General features: G+C 73.6%; 23 protein-coding genes and 1 pseudogene. 14 read left to right on the plus strand and 10 right to left on the minus strand.

The window, feature by feature from the left end; all coding sequences use genetic code 11:
• Positions 1 to 20 precede the first annotated feature (20 nt).
• Together GRQ65_RS22450 and GRQ65_RS03325 are read left to right on the plus strand one after the other, a co-directional pair.
• The gene (locus tag GRQ65_RS22450; RefSeq protein WP_237447650.1) at positions 21 to 641 is read left to right on the plus strand and encodes a DUF5998 family protein; all 621 of its coding nucleotides are present in this window, start codon (positions 21 to 23) and stop codon (positions 639 to 641) included.
• Positions 638 to 1,768: an alkaline phosphatase family protein gene (locus GRQ65_RS03325; protein WP_160875169.1), complete on the plus strand. Its 1,131-nt coding sequence runs from the start codon at positions 638 to 640 to the stop codon at positions 1,766 to 1,768. Before GRQ65_RS22450 ends, GRQ65_RS03325 begins: the two co-directional genes overlap by 4 nt.
• A 154-nt stretch (positions 1,769 to 1,922) precedes the next feature.
• On the opposite strand, the gene GRQ65_RS03330 is transcribed toward GRQ65_RS03325, so the two are convergent.
• Positions 1,923 to 2,585, minus strand: coding sequence for a thymidine kinase (locus GRQ65_RS03330; protein ID WP_160875171.1), 663 nt, complete (start codon positions 2,583 to 2,585; stop codon positions 1,923 to 1,925).
• Positions 2,586 to 2,622: 37 nt separating this feature from the next.
• A pseudogene (locus GRQ65_RS03335) lies at positions 2,623 to 3,032 on the minus strand (DUF2000 family protein).
• 50 nt (positions 3,033 to 3,082) lie between these two features.
• Between GRQ65_RS03335 and GRQ65_RS03340 the strand changes: the two are divergent.
• The 3 genes from GRQ65_RS03340 to GRQ65_RS03350 are packed head-to-tail and all read left to right on the plus strand — an operon-like array spanning position 3,083 to position 5,188.
• Entirely contained in the window at positions 3,083 to 3,919 is an 837-nt protein-coding gene (locus GRQ65_RS03340) for a helix-turn-helix domain-containing protein (protein ID WP_160875173.1), read from the plus strand.
• Positions 3,894 to 4,724, plus strand: coding sequence for a rhodanese-like domain-containing protein (locus GRQ65_RS03345; protein ID WP_160875175.1), 831 nt, complete (start codon positions 3,894 to 3,896; stop codon positions 4,722 to 4,724). Before GRQ65_RS03340 ends, GRQ65_RS03345 begins: the two co-directional genes overlap by 26 nt.
• Positions 4,721 to 5,188, plus strand: a complete 468-nt coding sequence (locus GRQ65_RS03350) for a DUF4440 domain-containing protein (RefSeq protein ID WP_160875177.1) — start codon at positions 4,721 to 4,723, stop codon at positions 5,186 to 5,188. Before GRQ65_RS03345 ends, GRQ65_RS03350 begins: the two co-directional genes overlap by 4 nt.
• Here GRQ65_RS03350 and GRQ65_RS03355 read toward each other — a convergent pair.
• The 4 genes from GRQ65_RS03355 to GRQ65_RS03370 all read right to left on the minus strand — a co-directional run bounded on the left by GRQ65_RS03355 (position 5,169) and on the right by GRQ65_RS03370 (position 11,006).
• On the minus strand, positions 5,169 to 7,160 hold the full coding sequence (locus tag GRQ65_RS03355; RefSeq protein ID WP_160875179.1) for an SDR family oxidoreductase: 1,992 nt from the start codon (positions 7,158 to 7,160) through the stop codon (positions 5,169 to 5,171). The genes GRQ65_RS03350 and GRQ65_RS03355 overlap by 20 nt on opposite strands.
• Positions 7,161 to 7,221: 61 nt before the next feature.
• Complete coding sequence (gene sepH, locus GRQ65_RS03360) at positions 7,222 to 8,301, minus strand: septation protein SepH (RefSeq protein ID WP_160875181.1); 1,080 nt, start codon at positions 8,299 to 8,301, stop codon at positions 7,222 to 7,224.
• Between the two features lie 147 nt (positions 8,302 to 8,448).
• Entirely contained in the window at positions 8,449 to 9,753 is a 1,305-nt protein-coding gene (locus GRQ65_RS03365) for a D-arabinono-1,4-lactone oxidase (protein WP_160875183.1), read from the minus strand.
• Entirely contained in the window at positions 9,750 to 11,006 is a 1,257-nt protein-coding gene (locus tag GRQ65_RS03370; protein ID WP_160875185.1) for an MFS transporter, read from the minus strand. The genes GRQ65_RS03365 and GRQ65_RS03370 overlap by 4 nt, the downstream gene beginning before the upstream one ends.
• A gap of 241 nt (positions 11,007 to 11,247) precedes the next feature.
• Between GRQ65_RS03370 and GRQ65_RS03375 the strand changes: the two genes are divergently transcribed.
• From GRQ65_RS03375 to GRQ65_RS03385, 3 genes are all read left to right on the plus strand, one after another.
• Complete coding sequence (locus GRQ65_RS03375) at positions 11,248 to 12,369, plus strand: ferrochelatase (RefSeq protein WP_337191451.1); 1,122 nt, start codon at positions 11,248 to 11,250, stop codon at positions 12,367 to 12,369.
• Entirely contained in the window at positions 12,366 to 13,172 is an 807-nt protein-coding gene (locus GRQ65_RS03380) for an inositol monophosphatase family protein (protein ID WP_160875187.1), read from the plus strand. Before GRQ65_RS03375 ends, GRQ65_RS03380 begins: the two co-directional genes overlap by 4 nt.
• 181 nt (positions 13,173 to 13,353) lie before the next feature.
• A complete protein-coding gene (locus GRQ65_RS03385; protein WP_160875189.1) occupies positions 13,354 to 13,644 on the plus strand; it encodes a DUF4193 domain-containing protein in 291 nt (96 codons plus the stop codon).
• Positions 13,645 to 13,744: 100 nt separating this feature from the next.
• Here the strand turns inward: GRQ65_RS03385 and GRQ65_RS03390 are convergent, their stop codons facing one another.
• Together GRQ65_RS03390 and GRQ65_RS03395 are read right to left on the minus strand one after the other, a co-directional pair.
• Positions 13,745 to 14,038, minus strand: coding sequence for a DUF4235 domain-containing protein (locus GRQ65_RS03390; RefSeq protein WP_160875191.1), 294 nt, complete (start codon positions 14,036 to 14,038; stop codon positions 13,745 to 13,747).
• A gap of 54 nt (positions 14,039 to 14,092) precedes the next feature.
• Positions 14,093 to 14,575 (minus strand): DUF3093 family protein, encoded by a 483-nt coding sequence (locus GRQ65_RS03395; protein WP_160875193.1) that lies wholly within the window; start codon positions 14,573 to 14,575, stop codon positions 14,093 to 14,095.
• A 51-nt stretch (positions 14,576 to 14,626) separates the two neighbouring features.
• Between GRQ65_RS03395 and dut the strand changes: the two genes are divergently transcribed.
• The 4 genes from dut to GRQ65_RS03415 all read left to right on the plus strand — a co-directional run bounded on the left by dut (position 14,627) and on the right by GRQ65_RS03415 (position 16,922).
• Entirely contained in the window at positions 14,627 to 15,154 is a 528-nt protein-coding gene (gene dut, locus GRQ65_RS03400; protein WP_337191452.1) for a dUTP diphosphatase, read from the plus strand.
• Positions 15,151 to 15,813, plus strand: a complete 663-nt coding sequence (locus tag GRQ65_RS03405; protein WP_160875195.1) for a DUF3710 domain-containing protein — start codon at positions 15,151 to 15,153, stop codon at positions 15,811 to 15,813. Before dut ends, GRQ65_RS03405 begins: the two co-directional genes overlap by 4 nt.
• A gap of 96 nt (positions 15,814 to 15,909) precedes the next feature.
• Positions 15,910 to 16,209 (plus strand): OB-fold nucleic acid binding domain-containing protein, encoded by a 300-nt coding sequence (locus GRQ65_RS03410; RefSeq protein WP_202387519.1) that lies wholly within the window; start codon positions 15,910 to 15,912, stop codon positions 16,207 to 16,209.
• Positions 16,206 to 16,922 carry a DUF3159 domain-containing protein gene (locus GRQ65_RS03415; RefSeq protein WP_337191453.1) on the plus strand — a complete coding sequence of 239 codons (717 nt, stop codon included), beginning with the start codon at positions 16,206 to 16,208 and terminating at the stop codon, positions 16,920 to 16,922. The genes GRQ65_RS03410 and GRQ65_RS03415 overlap by 4 nt, the downstream gene beginning before the upstream one ends.
• A 119-nt stretch (positions 16,923 to 17,041) precedes the next feature.
• On the opposite strand, the gene GRQ65_RS03420 is transcribed toward GRQ65_RS03415, so the two are convergent.
• Positions 17,042 to 17,710 carry a potassium channel family protein gene (locus tag GRQ65_RS03420; protein WP_160875198.1) on the minus strand — a complete coding sequence of 223 codons (669 nt, stop codon included), beginning with the start codon at positions 17,708 to 17,710 and terminating at the stop codon, positions 17,042 to 17,044.
• Positions 17,710 to 18,372, minus strand: coding sequence for an NAD-binding protein (locus GRQ65_RS03425; RefSeq protein WP_160875200.1), 663 nt, complete (start codon positions 18,370 to 18,372; stop codon positions 17,710 to 17,712). The genes GRQ65_RS03420 and GRQ65_RS03425 overlap by 1 nt, the downstream gene beginning before the upstream one ends.
• 135 nt (positions 18,373 to 18,507) lie before the next feature.
• On the opposite strand from GRQ65_RS03425, the gene GRQ65_RS03430 reads away from it, so the two are divergent.
• Both GRQ65_RS03430 and GRQ65_RS03435 read left to right on the plus strand, forming a co-directional pair.
• On the plus strand, positions 18,508 to 20,544 hold the full coding sequence (locus GRQ65_RS03430) for an APC family permease (protein WP_337191454.1): 2,037 nt from the start codon (positions 18,508 to 18,510) through the stop codon (positions 20,542 to 20,544).
• Positions 20,541 to 21,674 carry a TRAM domain-containing protein gene (locus GRQ65_RS03435; RefSeq protein ID WP_160875202.1) on the plus strand — a complete coding sequence of 378 codons (1,134 nt, stop codon included), beginning with the start codon at positions 20,541 to 20,543 and terminating at the stop codon, positions 21,672 to 21,674. Before GRQ65_RS03430 ends, GRQ65_RS03435 begins: the two co-directional genes overlap by 4 nt.
• Positions 21,675 to 21,681: the final 7 nt, after the last annotated feature.

Below are 21,681 nucleotides of genomic sequence, written 5' to 3' on the forward strand. Positions count from 1 at the left end.
GCGCGTGGGAGACTCGGCCCATGCCACTGCGCACCACCCACGGCCGCACCGACGACGGTGACCGCAGCGTCGACCGCAGCGTCGACCTGCAGGCCGCGATCGACCGCACCGGCTACTACCCCGAGGTCGTCAGCGACAGCGTCGGCGCCTCGGTGGCGGGCGAGCAGGTCGTGTCCTTCTTCGTCCACCACGAGCCGACGTTCGACCGCGACGAGGTGCGCCGCCACCTGTCCGTCCTGGTGCTGACCCCGAGCCGGCTGATCATCGTCCACACCGACGAGCACGCCGGGGACGACCTGCTCCCGGAGCCCTACACCTCCACCTCCTCGGAGGCGATCCGGCTCAGCGCCGTCACCAGCGTCGTGGTGACCCGGATGGTCACCAGCCCCGCGAAGGCCAAGTGCCCCACGCCGCCCGCCGAGGCGGTCATCACCCTCGGCTGGGGCGGCGTGAGCCGCGTCGACCTCGAGCCCGCCGGCTGCGAGGACCCGCAGTGCGACGCCGACCACGGCTACACCGGCGTCCTGGCCTCCGACGACTTCTCGCTGCGGGTCTCGGCCGCCGCCGACGGCACCGACGCCGTCGACCGGCTGCTCTCCTTCGCCGCCCAGCTCTCCGCCCGCACCCACGCCGGCGCGTGAGGGCGGTCGACGGCTTCGTCGAGCCGGCGTACGGCGTCCGCGGTCTCGGGGACGTCGTCCCGGCCGTCGCCCGGGCGCTCGGGCGCACCGGGGTGCTCCCCGAGCCGAGCGGCCTGGTGCTGCCCGAGGCCCCGGCGTACGTCGTGTTCCTGGTCGACGGTCTCGGCCAGCGGCTCCTGGAGCGTCACCGTGACCTCGCGCCGTACCTCGCCTCGCTGCTGGTCGACTCCCAGCCCGGCACCGCGGGCGTGCCGTCCACGACCTCGACCTCGCTGACCTCGCTCGGGACCGCGCTGCCGCCCGGCACCCACGGGCTGGTCGGCTTCACCGCGCGGGTCCCCGCCACGGGCAAGCTGCTCAACGCGCTGTTCTGGGACAAGTCCATCGACCCACTGCAGTGGCAGCCGCACGAGACGGCGTTCTCCCGGCTGAGCGCGGCCGGGGTGCGCGTCGACGTGGTCAACAAGCGCGAGTTCGACCGCAGCGGGCTCACCGTCGCCGCGCACCGCGGCGCGGGCTACATCGGCGCCGACAAGGTGGGGGAGCGCATCGCGGCCGCGGTGAGCGGGTCGGCGCACCGGCCGTCGCTGACCTACCTCTACGACTCCGACCTCGACTGGACGGGTCACCGCTACGGCGTCGACTCGCCCCAGTGGCGACAGCAGCTCGCCACCGTCGACGCCCAGGCCCAGCAGCTGCGCGAGGCGCTGCCCGACGAGGTGCGGATCGTCGTGGTCGCCGACCACGGCATGGTCGACTGCTCGGCGGGCGACCGCATCGACGTCGACCGGTTCCCCGAGCTGCGCGAGGGCCTCGCCCTGCTCGGCGGGGAGGCGCGCTTCCGCCACCTCTACGCCGACGCCGGTGCCGCGGACGACCTCGCCAGCACCTGGTCCGAGCTCCTCGGCGACCGGGCGACGGTGCTGACCCGTGCCGCCGCCGTCGAGCGCGGCTGGTTCGGCGCGGTGACCGAGGCCGTCCTCCCGCGCCTGGGTGACGTCGTCGTCGCCGGGCACGGCAGCTTCGGGGTCTTCTCCAGCCGCGACTTCGGCTACGAGACCAGCCTGATCGGCCTGCACGGCTCTCTCACCGCCGACGAGATGCTGATCCCGCTGCTGGTGGGGTGAGCGCCGGTTCGGGTCCTGGTGGGGCGGGGGCCGGGCGGTAGTCACCGACGTTCCGGGGCCTGAGAGGTGTCTCAGGCCCCCAGAACGTCGGTGACTACCGCCCGAACGTCGGTGAGTACCGCCCGGTATCGAGGCCGGGCGGCCGCCCGAGGGGTCAGCCGAAGGGGAGCGGGTCGACGCCGAGGGCGACGGCGTGGGCGCGGGCGGCGGTCATCCGACGACGGTGGTGCATGCGGCAGAGCACCTCGTAGCCGACCTCGGGGGCGTGGACGGCGCGTTCGGCCTCGGAGGTGATGTCGCCGACCACGATGACCTCGCCCTCGACGACCATGACGCCGTCCTCGGTGCGGGCGTTGTGGGTCGCCCGGCGCCCGCACCAGCACAGCGACTCGACCTGGAGCACGTGGGTGCGGTCGGCGAGCTCGACCAGGCGGGCGCTGCCGGGGAACAGCCGGCTGCGGAAGTCGGTGAGGATGCCGAAGGCGAACACGTCGAGCTGGAGGTCGTCGACGACCTGGGCGAGCTGGTCGACCTGGCTCGCGGTGTAGAACTGCGCCTCGTCGCAGACGAGGTAGTCGATGCGGGCGCCCGCGGTGAGCTCGGTGACGACGTAGCGCCAGAAGTCGAACGAGTCGTCGACCTCGATGGCCGCCTGCTCGAGACCGAGCCGGCTCGACAGTCGCGCCTCGCCGGCGCGGTCGTGGCTGGTGAAGATGCGCCCGTGCAGTCCGCGGGCGGTGCGGTTGTGGTCGGTCTGCAGCGCCAGGGTGCTCTTGCCGGAGTCCATCGTGCCGGTGAAGAACGACAGCTCGGCCACGGCGCCGAGTCTCCCACGGAGCGGGCCGGGAGGCGGCTCACGGGTGCAGGCGCGCCCCCTTCACCGTCTTGTCGACGCCGTTGCGCGGACCGTGCAGGGCCACGCCCACGAGGTCCAGGTCGGCGCGGGCGACGGCTGCGACCGCGGCGCGGTTCGCCTCGTCGTGCCCGGTCGCGAACATCTCGCGCGTGTAGACCGACATCGCGAGTCCGCGACCCAGCGCCCGCCCGTGCACCTGCGCGAGGGTCGAGGCATCCGCCTCGAGGACGACGACCGGCTGCCCCAGCAGAGGGAGGTACGCCGTGCCGTCGGCGTCGGCGTACGCCTCGCCCACGAGCTGCGGGAAGGCATGGGTGATGCCGCTGACAGGAACGCCGTGACGTTCAGTCGCTGCCAGGTCTCCAGGTCGTCGCGCACGACGACCGCGATCTTCGTCTCGAACTTCACAGGCAGCAGGCTCGCCCGCCACCGGGGTGCGGGTCTTGTACGTTCTTGACGTGCGGCGACCGGCTGATCAGGGCGAGCGCGTCCGGGCCTGGAGCCCCGGGGTGCCTGGGGTCGAGGAGGTGCTGCACGCGCACTTCACCGACCACGCCTACCCCGCCCATGTCCACGGCCTCTGGACGGTGCTGCTCGTCGATGCGGGCGGCGTCGACTACACCCTCGAGCGAGACCGCCAGCAGGCGGTAGCCGGCCGGGTCACGGTGCTGCCGCCCCACGTCGCCCACGACGGGCGCTCGGCGGCGCCGGGCGGGTTCGACAAGCGGGTCCTCTACGTCGACGAGCGGTGGCTGCCGGCGCGCCTGACCGGTGCCGCCGTGCGCGCGCCGCTCGTGGCCGACGCCGGCCTCGCCCGGGCGGTCGCCCGGCTGCACGCCTCGATCGCCGAGCCCCTCGAGGCGGAGGCGCGCATGGCGCTGGTCTCCGAGCGGATCACGCTGCACCTCGACCGCGGTGGCTCCGAGCGACGCGGCACCCGCGACCCGGGCCTGGCCCGCCGTGTGCGCGCCCGCCTCGACGACGACCCGACGGTGACCCTCGACGTGATCGCCCGCGACCTCGGCAGCCACCCCTCGCACCTGGTGCGGGTCTTCGGTCGGGAGTACGGTCTGCCGCCGCACCGCTACGTCCTCGGCCGGCGCCTCGACCGCGCGCGCGGGCTGCTGCTGGCCGGCGAGCCGATCGCCGCGGTCGCCGTCGAGGTCGGGTTCCACGACCAGGCCCACCTGACCCGGCACTTCCGGTCCCTGCTCGGTACGACGCCGGGTGCGTTCCGGCGCAGCGGAGGCCGAGCGGCAGGATGGGGTCGTGAGCCCGCTGATCTCCGCCGGTGACCTGATCGAGCTGACCGACCGCGGGGAGGTGACGGTCCTCGACGTCCGCTACCGGATGGGCGGTCCACCCGGAGCCGAGGAGCACGCGGTCGGCCACGTGCCCGGTGCGGCGTACGTCGACCTCGGGCGCGACCTCGCCGGTCCGCCCGGCGAGCGCGGCCGGCACCCGCTGCCCGACCCCGAGGCGTTCGGTGAGGCGATGCGGGCGGCCGGTGTGCGCCGCGACCGGACGGTGGTCGTCTACGACGACTGGAGCGGCCACGCCGCCGGCCGGGCCTGGTGGCTGCTGCGCCACCACGGCCACCCCGCCGTCCACGTGCTCGACGGCGGCTGGCCGGCCTGGAAGGCCGCCGGGGGAGCGGTGGCGACCGGCGCCGTGACGGTCGAGCCCGGTGACTTCGAGCCGCAGCCGGGGGCGATGCCGGTCGTGGACGCCGACACCCTCCAGCGCGCCGACGTCGTCGTCGACGCCCGCGCGCCCGAGCGCTTCCGAGGCGAGGTCGAGCCGGTCGACCCGGTCGCGGGCCACGTGCCCGGCGCCGTCAACGTGCCGACGAGCACCAACCTCGCCGCCGACGGACGCTTCCGCAGCCCCGACCAGCTCCGCGCGCTGTACGCCGCCGCGGGGGTCCCTGTCGACGCGGCCGCCGCCGGCGACGCCGAGGTCGCGGTCTACTGCGGCTCGGGGGTCACCGCCACCCACGACCTCATCGCGCTCGAGCTGATCGGCGTGCGTGCCGCGCTCTACCCGGGCAGCTGGTCGGAGTGGGTCGCCGACGGGAGCCGTCCGGTCGAGCGCTCGTGAGCGAGCGCGCCGAGGACGACGACCGGGCGGCCGTGGCGGCGGTCGTGAGGGCGTTCTTCGACGCCTTCACCTCGGGGCCCGAGCTCGAGGAGCGTCTGGACGCGCTGCCCGGGCTCTTCGTCCAGGGCGCGGTCGTCGTGCGCACGTGCGGAGGTGAGCCGACCGTCCACGACGTGCCCGGCTTCGTCGCGCCCCGGCGGGCCCTGCTCACATCCGGCGACGTGACGGGGTTCCGCGAGTGGGAGGTGGACGGTCGCACCGAGCTGCTCGGCGACGTCGCCCACCACGTGTGCACCTACGCGAAGCGGTGGTCGCAGGACGGCGTCGAGCACACCGGCCGGGGCGCGAAGTCGTTGCAGCTGGTGCGCACCGGCGCCGGCTGGCGGCTCAGCGCCGTGGCGTGGGACGACGAGCGCGCGGGGTGGTCCTCGCCCGAGGGCTGGCCTACCAGTGCACGCCCTTGAACACCCGGGCGAGCATGATCTGCTCGCTCTCGCGCGCGCTGCGGGTGCCGTCGGGCGCCGCGCCCTTGGCGGCCGCCGAGTCGGGGAAGACGTGGTAGGCCATGTTGAGCACTCGGAAGGCCAGCTTGGGGGCCACGGTGTGGGCCACGGCGCCGGCGTTGCCGAGCAGGGTGTTGATCTCGTGGGGCCGCTCGACCATCGCCCGGACGACCAGGTCGGCCGCCTGCGCCGGTGAGATCGTGGGGAACTTGTCGTAGAGGCGCGTCGGCGCGATCATCGGCGTCCGCACGAGCGGCATGTGGATGCCCGTGAACGTCACGCCGTCGCCGACGAGCTCGGAGGCGACGACGTTGGACCACGAGTCGAGCGCGGCTTTCGAGGCGACGTACGCCGAGAAGCGGGGCGGGTTGGTCTGCACACCGATCGAGCTGACGTTGACGACGTGGCCGCGGCGCTGGGCGCGCATCGCGGGGAGCAGTCCCATCACGAGCCGGATGGCGCCGAAGTAGTTGAGCTGCATGGTGCGCTCGAAGTCGTGGAACCGGTCGTGGCTCAGCTTGAGCGAGCGGCGGATGGAGCGACCGGCGTTGTTGACCACGACGTCGATCGAGGGCAGATCGGCGACCAGCTGCTCGCAGAGAGCGTCGATCGCGTCGAGGTCGGAGAGGTCGCAGGCGTAGACGTGCGCGGTGCCGCCCCGGCGTTCGATCGCCGCACGGGTCGCCTCGAGCTTGTCCTTGCCGCGCGCGACCAGCACGGGGATGCCGCCGCACTGCGCCACCTTGAGCGCGGTGACCTGGCCGATGCCCGACGAGGCTCCCGTGATGACGACGTGCTTGCCCGCGAGAGCGGCGCGGTTGCGGGGGTCGCGACCGGTCGACTCGTCGAGCTCGTCCTCCCAGAACGACCACAGCGTGCGCGCGGTCGCGCCGAGGTCGGGCACCGAGATGCCCGAGCCGGCCAGGGCCCGCTCGGTCGCACGCGCGTCGAAGACCGGCCGGAAGGAGAGGTGGCCGAGCACCTCCGCGGGCACGCCGAGGCGGCCCAGGGTGAGGTCGAGGGCGACCTGGGCGGGTGCGGTGCGCACCACCTTGGTCAGCGCCCAGGGCAGGGCGGCGGCGAGCCGGGTGCGGCTGCGGTCGACCGGGGTGGCGAACGTCGGTGCGCCCGCGGCACGGCAGAACTCGTTGACCATCTCGACGACGGGCTGGGGCGCCGGGTCGACGAGGTGGAAGGTCTCTCCGTCGCGGTCCGGCAGGTGCGCCAGGTGGTCCATCGCCTGGGCGACGTAGTCGACGGGCACGACGTTGGTGTCGCCGAGGTCGACGCCCACCAGCGGCAGCCACGCCGGCAGCAGGTCGCGCAGTCGCTTGATGAGCGGGAAGAAGTAGTAGGGCCCGTCGACCTTGTCCATGGCGCCGGTCTCGGAGTGCCCGACGACGATCGAGGGCCGGTAGACCCGCCACGGCACGCCCGCCTCCTCGCGCACGAGGCGCTCGGACTCGTACTTCGTGCGGTGGTACGGCGACGGCAGGGCCTGGCCCTCGGCGAACATCGTCTCGTCGAAGGTGCCGGCGTGGTCGCCCGCGACCGCCACCGACGAGACCTGGTGGAAGCAGCCGACCTCGAGGGCCTCGGCGAGCTCGAGGGCGTGGCGGGTGCCGCCGACGTTGAGCGCCTCGTTGGTGTCGTCGTCGGCGGTCATGTCGTAGATCGCCGCGAGGTGGAAGAAGTGCTCCACGGTGCCGCGCTGCTCCTCGATCCACGCGCCGTCGACCCCGAGCCGCCCGGTGCCGAGGTCACCGACGACCGGCACGACCCGCTCGACGCCCCACGCCTCGACCAGGGGCTGCAGGCGGTCCAGCGACTCCTCGCGGCAGAGCACGAAGACCGTGCCCTCGCGCCGTCGTACGAGCTCGTCGACCAAGTGGCGACCGATGAACCCTGTGGCCCCCGTCACGAAGTACGCCATGACCGGAGGTTACCGGCAGGTCACCTCGCTGGACAGGGCATCGCGGCCGGGGTCTCGCGGGTCAGTCGCCGGGGCCGCCGAACATGATCTCGTCCCAGCTCGGGACGGAGGCGCGGCCGCGGTTCTTCTTCACCGGACGACGGGCGGGCGGCTCGGCGTGGGCCGGGTCCGGCTCCGGGGCGGGCTCGGGGTCCGGGTCGCTCGCCGCGGCGTCGGCGGCCTGCTCGACCAGCTCCGACTCGTCGGCGCCCTGCTGGTCGTCGAGGAAGGCCTCGACCGGGGAGTCGGAGCTGACCGGGGTGTCGACGATGCCGAGGACGTCGTCGCCCAGGCTGAGCTGGTCGGGGTCCTGGTCCTGGTCCTCGGTGCGTACGGCGGTCAGCCGGCGGGGCGCGTCGGCGGCGGCCTCCGCGGCGGCCGGAGCGGGCGCCGCGGCCACGGCGTCGCCGACGAGCCAGCGGGCGTCGTCGTTCTCGAGCACGACGAAGTTGCCGGGCTGGTCGAAGGTCAGCTCGGCGAGCCCCTCGCGGCCCTGCACGCTGTAGCGGCCGGCGAGCGCCCAGCGACCGTCCTCGCGACGCCAGGCGTCCCAGGTGACGACGTCGGGGTCGACGTTGCGCGAGTGCAGGTGCGCGGTGACCGCGTCGCCGAGGGTGCGGGCGGCCGTGGTCGTCGCCTCGCCGGCGGGGCGGCGGATCGAGGAGCGCTGGGCGCGGTCGGCGACGTGCTCGCGCTCGGCCAGCACCGGCGCTGCGAACGGCATGATCCGCTCGACGCTGGTCTGCGCCGCCTGCGCCACGGCCTCCGGGGTCTCGCCGGCCCGGATCCGGGCCTGGATGTCGCGCGGGCGCAGGGTGCTCTCCATGGTGGTCCTCACCTCGGCGGTGCTGCTGGGGGTGCTGGGGGTGCTGGTGCTGGTGGATGCGGCGGGGCCGGGCGCCGCCGGCGGGGCGACCCCGAGGGCCGCGCGCAGCCGGGCGTCGACGTCGACGACGAACTCGGCCCCGCTGGCGTCGTGCGGGTCGCCGAGTCGCAGCCGACGCCCGTCGGCGGTGAGGCCGAGGAGGGTCAGGTGGCGCCCGGCCGTCCGCGTCGGGCGCGGAGCGACCGGGTGCGGGGTGGGCAGCTCTTCGGCCGACATGCCTCGTCTCGTCCTCGCTCGGGGGTCTGTCCGACCCTACGCCAGCGGCGGGCCGCCACGCGGGAGCCACCCCGCGCGCCGCGGCCCGGAGCCGTGTGTATCACGCGTCACTCTGGCCCCACGGGGCTCGGCGGCCATGCCGCGACCTCAGCGGCCGAGGACCCGCCGGAGGTGGTCGTTGGCGAAGACCCGGTGCGGGTCGAGGCGCTCGCGCACGGCCAGGAACTCCTCGAACCGCGGGTACGCCGGGGCCAGGTCGGCGGCGGTGCGGGTGTGCACCTTGCCCCAGTGGGGCCGGCCGCCGGCCTCGCGCAGGACCGGCTCGAGCAGTGCGAAGTAGGCGCGGTGGTCGGCGTCGCGATGGGTGTGGAAGGCGAGGTAGAGCGAGTCGCGGCCGCTGCCCGTCGAGAGCGCGACGTCGTCGGCGGGCGCGGTGCGCACCTCGACGGGGAAGCTGATGCGCAGGTCGGAGGCGTCGATGGCGCGCCGGCAGGCGCGCAGCACGTCGAGGCCGACCTCGCGCGGGACGGCGTACTCCATCTCGCGGAAGACGACGGTGCGCTCGGCGGTGAGGACCCGGTGGGCGACGTCGCTGTAGCGCCGGGTGCTGAGCAGCCCCGCGGCGAGACGGTTGACCCGGGGGATCGCGGCCGGCACGCGGTTGAGGCCGCTGGTGACGAGACCGAAGACGGTGTTCTGCAGCAGGTGGTCGTCGAGCAGCAGCTGGTGCCGGCTCAGCGGACGGGCCTGGGAGAGCTCGGTGCCGCGGCGGGTGTTCTGCTTCAGCTGCACCGTGTCGGTGTGGGGGAACCAGTAGAGGTCGAGGTGGTCGACGGCGGACGCCACCTCGTCGAAGCGCTCGAGGGCGTCGTCCCAGCGCGCGGCCTCCTCGACGGCCTCCAGCACGAAGAGCGGCTCGACCCGGAACGTCAGCGTCGTCAGGATGCCCAGCGCCCCGAGCCCCACCCGCGCGACCGCGAACACGTCGGGGTGCTCCTCGGCGCTGGCGTGCAGCAGCTCACCCGTGCCGGTGACGAGCTCGAGGCCGACGAGCTGGGCGGCCAGCCCGGCCGCCCGGCCGCCGCTGCCGTGGGTGCCGGTCGAGACCGCTCCGGCCAGCGTCTGCTCGGCGATGTCGCCCATGTTGTGCAGCGACAGCCCCTCCCGCTCCAGGGCGAGGTTGAGGTCGGCCAGCCGGGTGCCGGCGTGGGCCGTCACGGTCATCGCCTCACGGTCGATCCCGACGACGCCGGTGAGGCCGCCCGGGCGCAGCAGCGTCGCCTCCGGGGCGGCGATCGCGGTGAAGCTGTGACCGGTGCCGACCATCTTGACGGTGCTGCGCCGCTCCACCGCCCGGCTCACCTCGACGACGACGTCCTCGACGGAGACGGGCGTGGACTCTCGCGCCGGGGCCGCCGACTCCAGCCCCGACCAGTTGCGCCACACGCTCATGCGACCACCTCCTGGCTCGACGGCACGACGTCGCGGGGACCAGCCTGGCCCGGCTGGCGGGGGATGGCCAGGGCCGCGGCCGCGGCGAGCAGTCCCGCGCCCAGGCTGACGAGGTACGCCGGTGACGCGCCCGCGGCGTCGACCACGGCACCGCTGAGCGCCGCGCCGGGCGCGATGCCGACGACGACGCCGGTCTGGATCCAGGCCATGCCCTCGGTCAGGCGCGAGGCGGGCACGACCTGCTGCACGAGGCTGGTCGCGGCGATCATGGTCGGCGCGATCGCGACCCCGCCGACGAGCAGCAGCACGCCCATGAGCGGGATGGAGCCGACGAGGAAGAGCGGCGCCATGGCGACCGCCATGCCGAACGCGCCGATCCGCAGCCGGTACGACGGCCCCCGCTGCCAGGCGATCGCGCCGGTCACGAGCCCGGCGAGCAGGCTGCCCAGCGCCCAGACCGCGAGCAGCGCGCCCGACCAGCCCTTGTGGCCCTGCTCGTCGGCGAAGGCGACCGTGGTGACCTCGGCGGCGCCGAAGAGCACGCCGAGACCCGCGGTGACGCCCACCACCGGCACGACGGTGCGCCACGGCATCGGCGCCCGGACCCCGCTGTCGTCGTGGTGGGGCACGACCGGCGGCTCGGTGCGTCGCTGCGCGGCGAAGGCGAGGCTGCCCACCGCGCCCGCCGCGCCCGCCGCGGCCAGCCCGAGCACCGGGTCGACGAGCGTCGCGAGGACGGTCACCAGGATCGGGCCGGTCATGAAGACCATCTCGTCGACGACCGCCTCGAGGGCGTAGGCCGTCTGCAGCCTCGGACCGGACTCGCCGACCGGTTGCCCGGAGCCTCCGAGGGCGTGCGCCCAGCGGGCCCGCACGCACGATCCGACCGGCGGCAGCGTCGCGCCGGCCAGCGCCGCGGCGACGTAGGTCACCGGCCGCGCCCAGTCCTCGGCGACCGAGACGATCAGCAGCGCCACCGTGACGCCGAAGGCGACCCCGAGCGCGGCCAGCACGCGGCCCTGACCGAGCCGGTCGACCAAGCGCCCGAGCACCACCGCGAGCACGGCGTTGGCGACGGTGTAGGCGCCGGCGACGGAGCCGGCGACCCCGTAGGAGCCGGTGCCTGCCTCGACCAGCAGCACGATGCCGAGCGAGGCCATCGAGATCGGGAGGCGACCGACCAGACCGGTCGCGCTGAAGAGCGCGGCGCCGGGGGCGGCGAGGACGGTGCGGTAGGAGGACAGGACGGCCATGGCCCGGCCAATCTAAGACCCGGTGCGACGCTCACCCAATCGTTTGCGGGCTGGGGAAACGCTGGTCGATGGGGGTGGATGTCAGCGTCGTCCCGGTGCGTGCACGAGTGGTGCCGACGAGGGAGCCGTGCCGGAGGCACGGCGACCGAGGAGAAGCCGCTCGGGTGCGTGCTGGGGCGGGGCTGACGCCGCCCTGCCACTGACCAGCGCTTCCCTAGGTCCGATCTCTACGCTCGGAGGTGTGGACAGCCCCCTGGAGAGCACCGGTCAGAGCCCCGACGTGACGCCGTACGACGCGCTGCTGCTCGTCTCCTTCGGGGGACCCGAGAAGCAGGAGGACGTCGTGCCGTTCCTGGAGAACGTCACGGCCGGTCGGGGCATCCCGCGCGAGCGACTGGAAGAGGTCGGCGAGCACTACCGGCTCTTCGGCGGCCGCTCGCCGATCAACGACCTCAACCGCGACCTGCTGGCCGCGATCCGCGAGGAGCTGTCGCGCGCCGGTCTGGACCTGCCGGTCTACTGGGGCAACCGCAACTGGGACCCCTACCTGCGCGACGCGGTCGAGCATATGAGCGCGGACGGCGTGCGCCGCGCGGCCTGCTTCGTGACCAGCGCCTACTCGTCGTGGTCGAGCTGCCGGCAGTACCGCGAGAACCTCTACGACGCCGTCGACGGGGTCGAGGGCGCGCCCGCGCTCGACAAGCTGCGCCACTACTTCAACCACCCGGCCTTCGTCGCGGCGAACACCGACGCCGTGATCGCCTCGCTCGAGGCCCTGCCGGAGGACGCCCGCGCCGGCGCCCACCTGGTGTTCGTCACCCACTCGATCCCCGAGTCGATGAACGCCCAGAGCGGCCCGCCGCAGACCGAGGGCAACTACGTCGCCCAGCACCTCGACCTCGCCGCCGAGATCACCCACCGGGTCACCGAGGCCACCGGGGTCGAGCACCCCCACGCGCTCGTCTACTGCTCGCGCTCCGGTCCGCCCCAGGTGCCGTGGCTCGAGCCCGACGTCAACGAGCACCTCGAGTCGCTGGCCAAGTCGGGGGCGACCGGCGTCGTCATCGCCCCGATCGGCTTCGTCTCCGACCACATGGAGGTCGTCTACGACCTCGACACCGAGGCGCTCGAGACCGCGCGCGAGCTGGAGCTGCCGGCGCAGCGCGCCGCCACCGCCGGCACCGACCCGCGGTTCGCGGCGATGGTGGTCGAGCTGCTCCTCGAGCGCGCTGCCGTCGAGCGGGGCGTCCCCGTCGACCGGCCGTCCTGCGGGTCGATCGGCGCGATGTGGGACCGCTGCCCCGTCGACTGCTGCAAGAACCCCCGCAGCGACCACCCGACGCTGTGCGAGGCCCCCGCGTGAGCGCACCTGTCGAGCCCGCTGAGCCCGCCGAGCTGCTCGACCTGGCGGTCGAGGTCGCCCGCGAGGCGGCCGAGCTCGTGCGCGAGGCCCGCGCCCGCGGGGTGAGCGTGGCGGCGACCAAGTCCAGCGAGGTCGACGTCGTCACCGAGGCCGACCGGGCCTCCGAGCGCCTGATCCGCGAGCGGCTGGTCGCCGCCCGCCCCGACGACGCGATCCTGGGGGAGGAGGGCGACGACCGCGCCGGCACCTCGGGCGTGCGCTGGGTCGTCGACCCCATCGACGGCACGGTCAACTTCGTCTACGGCGTGCCGGCGTACGCCGTCTCGATCGCGGCCGAGCGCGACGGCGAGGTCGTCGCGGGCGTGGTGCTCAACGTCGCCACCGGCACGACGTACACCGCGACCCTCGACGGACCGGCGCTGCGCGACGGTGAGCCGATCTCCGTGCGTGACGACGCGCCGCTCTCGCAGCGCCTGGTGGCGACGGGCTTCAACTACGACGCGGGGCTGCGCGAACGTCAGGCCCAGGCCCTGGTGCGGCTGCTGCCGCGGGTGCGTGACATCCGTCGCATCGGCGCCTGCTCCCTCGACCTGTGCGGCGTGGCCGAGGGCACGGTCGACGGCTACGTCGAGGAGGGCATCAACCTCTGGGACCACGCCGCCGGCGGCCTCGTCGCGGAGCGGGCCGGAGCCCGCGTCGAGGTCGGCACCGGGGTGCTCGGACGGCGCATGGTCATCGCGGCACCATCGGGTGGTTTCGACGTGCTGAGGCGTGCTCTGGTGGACGCCGGGTACTGCGACTGACACGCTCCCCGACGCCTGCGCGGACGGGGAACAAGACGCCGTCACCGGACGTTCACCAGCCGCCTCGACTGCCGGTGTGTCCGTTCCCGGTGTGATGGTGCACAATCCTCCCCTGCCGGACGCCTCACGCGTCCGGGGTCGGGGGACTGCTGACGTGAACGGCCGAAGGGAGTGAACTGACATGGCGACTGACTACGACGCCCCGCGCAAGAGCGAAGAAGACCAGTCCGAGGAGAGCATCGAAGAGCTCAAGGCTCGACGTCACGACAAGAACTCCGGGAAGGTCGACGAGGACGAGACGGAAGCCGCCGAGTCCTTCGAGCTCCCCGGTGCGGACCTGTCCAACGAAGAGCTCGCGATCGAGGTGAAGCCCAAGCAGGAGGACGAGTTCACCTGCATGAGCTGCTTCCTCGTGCACCACCGCAGCCAGCTGGCCGACTCGAAGAAGATGATCTGCTTCGACTGCGCCTGAGCGCTGGGCGGCCCGATCGGACGGCCGCTGACGTGACGAGAGCCCGGCCCCCGCGTGGGGGCCGGGCTCTCGTGCTGTCCGGTGCGGTGGTCGGGGCGACTCAGCGGGTGTCGCCCTTGCGCAGTCCGGGCGGGTTGTGACCGGTCGAGCGGGCGTAGTAGTCGGCCGCCCGGCGCTGGGCGAGCATCCGCGCCAGGGCGATGAAGGCGCCCGTGACGCTCGCCCAGACGATCGCCTCGCCGAGGCTGGTGTCGGGGTCGGCGGGGTTCTCCGGCGGGTTCTTGCCAGACGCGGCCTTCCACGAGGTGTCGAGGACCTTGCGTGCGACGCTCGCGGCACCGACGCCGGCGACGAGCGACATCACGGTCCAGATCTTGGAGCTGTCCGAAGCCATGCGTGGACAGTACCCAGCGTCGGGCCCGCTGGTCAGGAGCCGGTCAGGAGCTGGTCAGGACGTGTGCGGGGCGGTGCTGGCGAGGGCGCGGACGGCCTCGGCGAGCTCCTCGGGGTGGCGCGAGCTGAGCAGCCAGTACGGCGCCGGGTCGGCCGGGTCGGTGATCTCGACGCGCACCGAGCGCTTGAGGTAGGGGCGCAGCAGGAGGAAGGCGCGCGCGTCGGCGTCCGGTCCGGCGGTGCGGCGCGTCTGCTCGGCGTCGAGCGGGGTCACCGTGCCGAGGTGCTCGGCCTCGATGCGGGCGCGGCCGGCGTGCAACCAGCCGTCGCGCACGACCAGCCGGGCGCCGCCGTAGGTGAGGAAGAGCGCCGCCACGCCGGTCATCGCGACCGCCGCGATCGACCACGCCACCGGACCGGGCAGGGCGACTACGAGGGCCAGCCAGAGGCTCGCGACGAGCATCGTGCCCTGGGCCCACCACCGCAGGGGCACACCGAGCCGCTCCGCGTAGGCGGGGGCGTCGGGTGCGGTGCTCACGGCCCCGATCCTCCCATCCCGCTGTCGGCGCGGCTGTCTAGGGTCAGGCGCGTGACGTCCTCCAGCGAGCCCTCCGCGGGCGCGGCGCCGACCGTGCGCGTCGAGGTGGTCCGCCTCGACCCCGAGCTGCCCCTGCCGGCGTACGCCCACCCCGGCGACGCCGGTGCCGACCTCTTGACCGCCGTCGACGTGACGCTGCGGCCGGGGGAGCGGGCGCTGGTGCCGACGGGGATCGCGCTGGCGGTGCCGTTCGGCCACGTCGCGCTGGTCCACCCCCGCTCGGGGCTCGCGGCGCGCCACGGGCTGTCCATCGTCAACACCCCCGGCACCGTCGACGCGGGCTACCGCGGCGAGGTGAAGGTGCTGCTGGTCAACCTCGACCCGGTCGAGCCGGTCGAGCTGCGCCGGGGCGACCGGATCGCCCAGCTGGTGGTCCAGCGGGTGGAACTCGCGGACTTCGCCGAGGTGGAGTCCCTGCCCACGAGCGCCCGGGGCGCCGGGGGCTACGGTTCTACCGGTGGCTTCGCGGCCGCTCAGCAGACTGCACAGACCACAGATCCAGGGAAGGCCAGCACGTGAGGTTCCGTCGCAAGGGCAACGACGCCAGCGCCGAAGGGGGCGCCGACCAGGGCGCCGACCAGGGGCGCGACCACGCGGCCGAGGTCGCGGAGGCCGCCGCCCGGGCGCTGGCCGACGGTCCGCTCGACGCCGACGACATCCCGCACGACCACGTCGAGCGCGTCGACCTCGGCTCCCTGCTCATCGCCCCCGAGCAGGGTCGCGAGCTCCGGCTGCAGGTCGACGAGGCCAGCGGCACCGTGCAGGCCGTGATCATCGCCGGGGCCGAGGGCGCCGTCGAGCTCCGCGCCTTCGCGGCGCCCCGCGGTGGCGACCTGTGGGCCGAGGCCCGACCCCAGATCGCCGCGGAGGTCGCCCAGAGCGGCGGCACCGCCACCGAGCGCCAGGGCCCCTGGGGCACCGAGCTCGTGTGCCGGGTCGGCCAGCGCGGGGGACAGCAGCAGCTCACCCGCATCATCGGCATCAACGGCCCCCGCTGGATGCTGCGTGCCTCCCTGCTGGGCAAGCCCGCGGTCGACCCCGACGCGGCCACGGAGTGGGAGGACAGCATCCGCCGGGTGGCCGTCCAGCGCGGCAGCCACGCCCTGCCCGTCGGCGAGCCGCTGCCCGTGACCATGCCCCCGCAGGCGCGCCGCGTCGAGCCGCCGACCGGCGGCTGACGGCCCTCGACCGACGGAGACCGCACCGTGACGAAGAGCCGACTGCGCCAGACGATCAGCCGCTGGGCCAACCCCTCCGACCAGGAGGCGCTACAGCTGCGCCAGGAGTACGCCGTCACGGAGAAGTCGGGAGCGGTCTGCATCGCTGACGCGCCCGACCGCGACCGGGTGCGGCTGCGCGGGGCGCTCAGCACCGTCACGCTGCGCCCGCGGGCCGGCGTACCCGTGCTGGAGGCGGAGCTCTACGACGGCACCGGTGAGATCACCATCGTCTGGCTCGGGCGTCGTCGCATCGCCGGCATCGACCCCGGCCGCTCGATCTCGGTCGAGGGCCGCATCGGCGAGCACGACGGCGTCCGCATCATGTACAACCCGCGCTACGAGCTGATGCCGTGAGCGAGACGCCCGGTGTCCCCGCGACCGCCCAGCCCTCGGAGACGACCGTCGAGGCGGTGGTGCGCGCCCAGCTCGCCAAGGCCCTCGGTGGACGCCGGGGCATGGTCGAGGCCGCCGTGCCGACGATCGTCTTCACGCTGCTCTGGCTGACCACCCGCGAGCTGCGGCTCGCGCTGATCGTGAGCGTGGCCGCCGCAGTGGTGCTGCTCGTGGTGCGCCTGGTCCAGCGCACGACGGTGCAGTTCGTCGTCAACGCGCTCGTCGGCATCGGGATCGGCTGGCTCTTCGTCACCATCGCGGCCAGCCGCGGGGGAGACGCCGACGACCAGGCGCTCGCCTACTTCCTGCCCGGCATCATCTACAACGGCGGGTACGCCGTGCTGATGGCGCTGACCTGCATCGTGGGGTGGCCGCTCGTCGGCTTCATGGTCGGCAGCGTGACCGGCGACCCGACCGCCTGGCACGCCGACGAGCAGGTCGTGCGGCTGTGCGCCAAGCTCACCTGGCTGCTGACGCTGCCCTGCCTGGTGCGGGTGCTCGTGCAGGGCCCGATCTGGCTCGCCGCCAACTCCGGCTCGCTCGACGTCGACACCGCCGTGGCCGCCCTCGGCATCCTCAAGATCGCCTTCGGCTGGCCGCTCCAGCTCGCCGCCCTCGCCGGCATGCTCTGGGTGCTCGGCCGCAACAAGACCCCGGTCCAGCAGCCCGCCTGAGGGTCATTCGACGCAGGTGGTTTCGAGACGGGCCTGGCGGCCCTCCTCAACCAGCGGTGATCGAGCCCGGTGGTTGAGGAGGCCGGCTACGGCCGTCTGGAACCACTCCAGGTGAGCACTCAGGTGTGCGAGCCAGGGGCGAGGAGTCGCTCGAGCTCGTCCTCGCGGTCCTCGGGGAGCACGAACAGCAGCTCGTCGCCCGACTCGATCGGCTGCTCGGCGTCGGGCACGTAGACCTGCCCGTCGCGCAGGATCGAGACCAGGGCGCAGTTGTCGGGGAAGGGGATGAGCCCGGTCGGCTTCCCGACGTACGGCGAGTCGGCGGGCAGCGTCATCTCGACGAGGTTGGCGTTGCCGCGGCGGAAGGTGAAGAGCCGGACGAGGTCGCCGACGGTGACGGCCTCCTCGACGAGCGCCGACATGATGCGCGGGGTCGAGACGTTGACGTCGACGCCCCAGGCCTCGGAGAACAGCCACTCGTTGTTGGGGTGGTTGACCCGGCCCACGGTGCGCGGCACGCCGAACTCGGTCTTGGCCAGCAGTGAGGTGACGAGGTTGACCTTGTCGTCGCCGGTGGCGGCGATGACGACGTCGCAGCGGTCGAGGCGGGCCTCCTCGAGCGAGGACAGCTCGCACGAGTCGGCCAGCAGCCACTCGGCGTCCGGCACCCGCTCCGGCTTGATGGAGCGGGAGTTCTTGTCGATGAGCAGGACCTCGTGGCCGTTCTGGATCAGCTCGCGGGCGATGGAGCGCCCGACGGCGCCCGCCCCGGCGATGGCGACGCGCATCAGCTCTCCTCCGGTCCGTCGGCGATGACCTGGAACACGTGGGCGGCGTGCTCCTCGCGCATCGCGAGGTGCAGCAGGTCGCCCTCCTGGATCACGGTCTCCCGGTTGGGGAGCATCCCCTCGCCGAGCCGGTCGATCCAGGCGATGCGGCTGCGGGTCTGCTCCTGGAACAGGACCGTGCGCTGGCCGACCCACTGCTCGGGGATCGGCACCTGGTCGACGCGGACCGTGCCGGAGGGGTCGCGGAAGTCGGGCTCCGCGCCGGCCGGGAGGATCCGGCGCAGCACCTGGTCGGCGGTCCACTTCACGGTCGCGACCGTGGTGATCCCGAGGCGCTGGTAGACCTCCGCGCGCCCGGGGTCGTAGATGCGGGCGACGACCTGCTGGATGCCGAAGGTCTCGCGCGCGACGCGCGCGGCGATGATGTTGGAGTTGTCGCCGCTCGAGACGGCCGCGAAGGCGTCGGCGCGACGGATGCCGGCCTTCTCCAGCACGGCCTGGTCGAAGCCGTAGCCGGTCACCTTGTCGCCGTTGAAGCCGGGGCCGAGACGGCGGAACGCGTCTGGCTCGCTGTCGATCACCGACACCGTGTGGTTGCGGTCCTCGAGGCTGCGCGCGAGCGTCGAGCCGACCCGGCCGCACCCCATGATCACCACGTGCACGAGGTGACGGTATCCGTTGCGCAGGGGTCCGCGCTCGGTGGTGCGTGCGGGGGTGCGCTCGACGGGTCTCGTCGCTGTGTGCATACGCATCGCTGTGTGCATCTGCAGAGCCACCTGCCCGTACGCTTGCCGCTCGTGAGTGTGGGCGACGTCTCCAAGCGGATCCTGCTGGGGCGCAAGCTGCGCAGCTCCCAGCTCGGCGAGACGCTGCTGCCCAAGCGGATCGCCTTGCCGGTGTTCGCCTCAGACGCGCTCTCCTCGGTCGCCTACGCGCCCGACGAGATCTTCATCATGCTGTCGTTGGCCGGGGCCTCGGCCTACGTCTGGTCGTGGAAGATCGCGATCGCCGTCGCGCTGGTCATGGCCGCGGTGATCGCGTCGTACCGCCAGACCGTCCACGCCTACCCCAGCGGCGGCGGCGACTACGAGGTCGCCACCGTCAACCTCGGCAAGACCGCCGGCACCACCGTGGCCAGCGCGCTGCTCGTCGACTACGTCCTCACCGTGGCCGTCTCGATCTCCTCCGGCGCGCAGTACGCCGCGGGCGCGATCCCTGCGCTCAACGGCCACGAGGCGACGTTCGCGACCGTGCTCGTGCTGCTGCTGATGGCCGTCAACCTGCGCGGCATCCGCGAGTCGGGGAGCGTCTTCGCGATCCCGACCTACGCCTTCATGGTGGCGATCCTGGGGATGTGCGGCTACGGCCTGCTCCGCCTGGCGGCGGGCGACCTGCCGCGGGTCGAGAGCGCCGACCTCGAGATCCTGCCCGACCCGGGTGTGGGCTCCGAGCAGTCGCTGACGACGTTCGCGCTGCTGTTCCTGCTGGCCCGCGCGTTCTCCTCCGGGTGTGCGGCGCTGACCGGGGTCGAGGCCATCTCCAACGGCGTGCCGGCGTTCCGCAAGCCGAAGAGCCGCAACGCCGCGACCACGCTGCTGCTGCTCGGCCTGATCGCCGTCTCGATGATGGTCAGCGTCACCGTGCTGGCCAAGGAGATGGGGCTGCGCTTCGTCGACCCGCGCGACTTCGACCGGCTGCGCCTCGACGGCCAGCCGCTGCCCGAGGGCTACGAGCAGCACCCGGTGATCTCCCAGATCGCCGAGGCGGTCTTCAACGACTTCTCGCCCGGCTTCTACTTCGTCATCACCGTCACCGGCGTGATCCTGGTGCTCGCCGCCAACACGGCGTTCAACGGCTTCCCGGTGCTCGGCTCGATCCTCGCCAAGGACGGCTTCGCGCCGCGAGCACTCGGCTCGCGCGGCGACCGGCTGGCCTACAGCAACGGCATCGTGTTCCTCGCCGTGATGGCGATCGTGCTCATCGTCATCTTCGACGCCGAGCCGACCCGGCTGATCCAGCTCTACATCGTCGGCGTCTTCGTGTCGTTCAACCTCAGCCAGCTCGGGATGATCCGCCACTGGACCCGGCTGCTGCGCACCGAGAAGGACCCGGCCGCGCGGCGCCGGATGTTCCGCTCGCGGGTCATCAACACCGTCGGGCTGTCGTTCACCGCCGTCGTGCTGGTGATCGTGCTGATCACCAAGTTCCTCGCCGGCGCCTGGATCACGATCCTGGCGATGGTCTTCTTCTTCGCGCTGATGCGCGGCATCCGGCGCCACTACGACAACGTCGCCGAGGAGCTCGCCGCTGAGGACGAGGACCGCGTGATGCCGACCCGCGTCCACGCCATCGTGCTGGTCTCCAAGATCCACAAGCCCACGCTGCGCGCGCTCGCCTTCGCCAAGGCGACCCGGCCCAACGTCCTGGAGGCGGTGACCGTCTCCAGCGGGCCCGAGGACACCTCGCGGCTGCTCGACGAGTGGGACCGCCGCGGCCTCGACGTACCGCTCAAGGTGCTCTTCTCGCCCTACCGCGAGCTGCTGCGCCCGATCGTGGAGTACGCCGCGGAGATCCGCCGCGCCAACCCCCGCGGCGTCGTCGCGGTCTACATCCCGGAGTACGTCGTCGGCCGCTGGTGGGAGCAGCTGCTCCACAACCAGACCGCGCTGCGCCTGAAGGGGAAGCTGCTCTTCACCCCGGGCGTCATGGTGATCTCGGTGCCCTACCAGCTGCGCTCCTCCGAGATCGCCCGCGAGCGCGAGCTGCGCGAGGACTTCCGGCCGCGGCCCGGTGACCTGCGCCGCGGCGACGTGCGCAAGCGCGCGAAGCGGTGAGCCGCCGGGCCGGGCGCCGTCCGAGCCGGCCGCGGGCCGCGCGGGGCGCCTCGCACGTGGGGGAGCGCCACGACGTCGTCGTGGGCCCGGTCGCCCACGGCGGGCACTGCGTGGCGCGCCTCGAGCCGGGCCCGGGCGACGAGCGCGGCCGGGTGGTCTTCGTGCGCCACGCGCTGCCCGGCGAGCGGGTGACGGTGCGCATCACCGAGGGCACCGACGGTGACCGGTTCTGGCGCGGCGACGCGGTCGTCGTGCACGAGCCGTCGCCGCACCGGGTCGCCGCTCCCTGCCCCTACGCCGGCCCGGGGCTGTGCGGCGGCTGCGACCTGCAGCACGTGGAGCTCGCGCACCAGCGCGAGCTCAAGGCCGAGGTGGTGCGTGAGCAGCTGCGCCGTCTCGCGGGCCTCGACGTGGACGTCGAGGTCGAGGCGGTGCCGGGCGACGTCGACGGAGTGCGCTGGCGCACCCGGCAGCGCTACGTCCCCTTGCCCGGCGGTCGCCGCGGGATGCGCCAGCACCGCTCCCACGACGTCGTCGAGGTCGACGAGTGCCTGCTGGAGGGGCCGGCGTCCGACCACGTCGTGCGCGGCGTCGAGCTCTCGGTCGCCGCCGACGGGTTCTGGCAGGTGCACCCCGGTGCGCCCGAGATCCTGCTCGACACCGTGCTGTCGTGGCTCGAGCCGGCCGAGGGGGAGTCCGCGCTCGACCTGTACGCCGGTGTCGGGCTCTTCGCCCGCTTCCTGGCCGACGCCGTCGGCTCCACGGGCTCGGTGACGCTCGTCGAGGGCTCGGAGTCGGCCTGCCAGCAGGCAGCGCTCAACGTGCCTGATGCGACCGTGCACGCCGGCGACGTCGGCGAGGTGCTCGCGGGCCTGCCCGCCGACCCGGTCGACCTCGTCGTGCTCGACCCGCCTCGCGAGGGCGCACGTCGCGCCGTGGTCGAGGCCGTCGCAGCGCGCCGGCCCCGCGCCGCGGCGTACGTCGCCTGCGACCCGGCGGCGCTGGCCCGCGACCTCGCGATCTTCGCCGAGCACGGCTACCGGCTCGAACGGCTGCGCGCTCTCGACCTCTTCCCGATGACCCACCACGTGGAGTGCGTGGCGCTCGTCGTGCCCGACGCCGGGTCGTAGGGATCGA

Origin of the sequence: Nocardioides flavescens (assembly GCF_009823805.1) — a bacterium.
Taxonomy (GTDB): Bacteria; Actinomycetota; Actinomycetes; order Propionibacteriales; family Nocardioidaceae; genus Nocardioides; species Nocardioides flavescens.

Excerpts from the sequence above, each read along its gene's own strand:
- GRQ65_RS22450 (WP_237447650.1), top strand. The coding sequence starts at position 21 with ATGCCACTGCGCACCACCCACGGCCGCACCGACGACGGTGACCGCAGC.
- GRQ65_RS03355 (WP_160875179.1), bottom strand. The coding sequence starts at position 7,160 with ATGGCGTACTTCGTGACGGGGGCCACAGGGTTCATCGGTCGCCACTTG.
- sepH (WP_160875181.1), bottom strand. The coding sequence starts at position 8,301 with ATGTCGGCCGAAGAGCTGCCCACCCCGCACCCGGTCGCTCCGCGCCCG.
- GRQ65_RS03365 (WP_160875183.1), bottom strand. The coding sequence starts at position 9,753 with ATGAGCGTGTGGCGCAACTGGTCGGGGCTGGAGTCGGCGGCCCCGGCG.
- GRQ65_RS03370 (WP_160875185.1), bottom strand. The coding sequence starts at position 11,006 with ATGGCCGTCCTGTCCTCCTACCGCACCGTCCTCGCCGCCCCCGGCGCC.
- GRQ65_RS03385 (WP_160875189.1), top strand. The coding sequence starts at position 13,354 with ATGGCGACTGACTACGACGCCCCGCGCAAGAGCGAAGAAGACCAGTCC.
- GRQ65_RS03390 (WP_160875191.1), bottom strand. The coding sequence starts at position 14,038 with ATGGCTTCGGACAGCTCCAAGATCTGGACCGTGATGTCGCTCGTCGCC.
- GRQ65_RS03420 (WP_160875198.1), bottom strand. The coding sequence starts at position 17,710 with ATGCGCGTCGCCATCGCCGGGGCGGGCGCCGTCGGGCGCTCCATCGCC.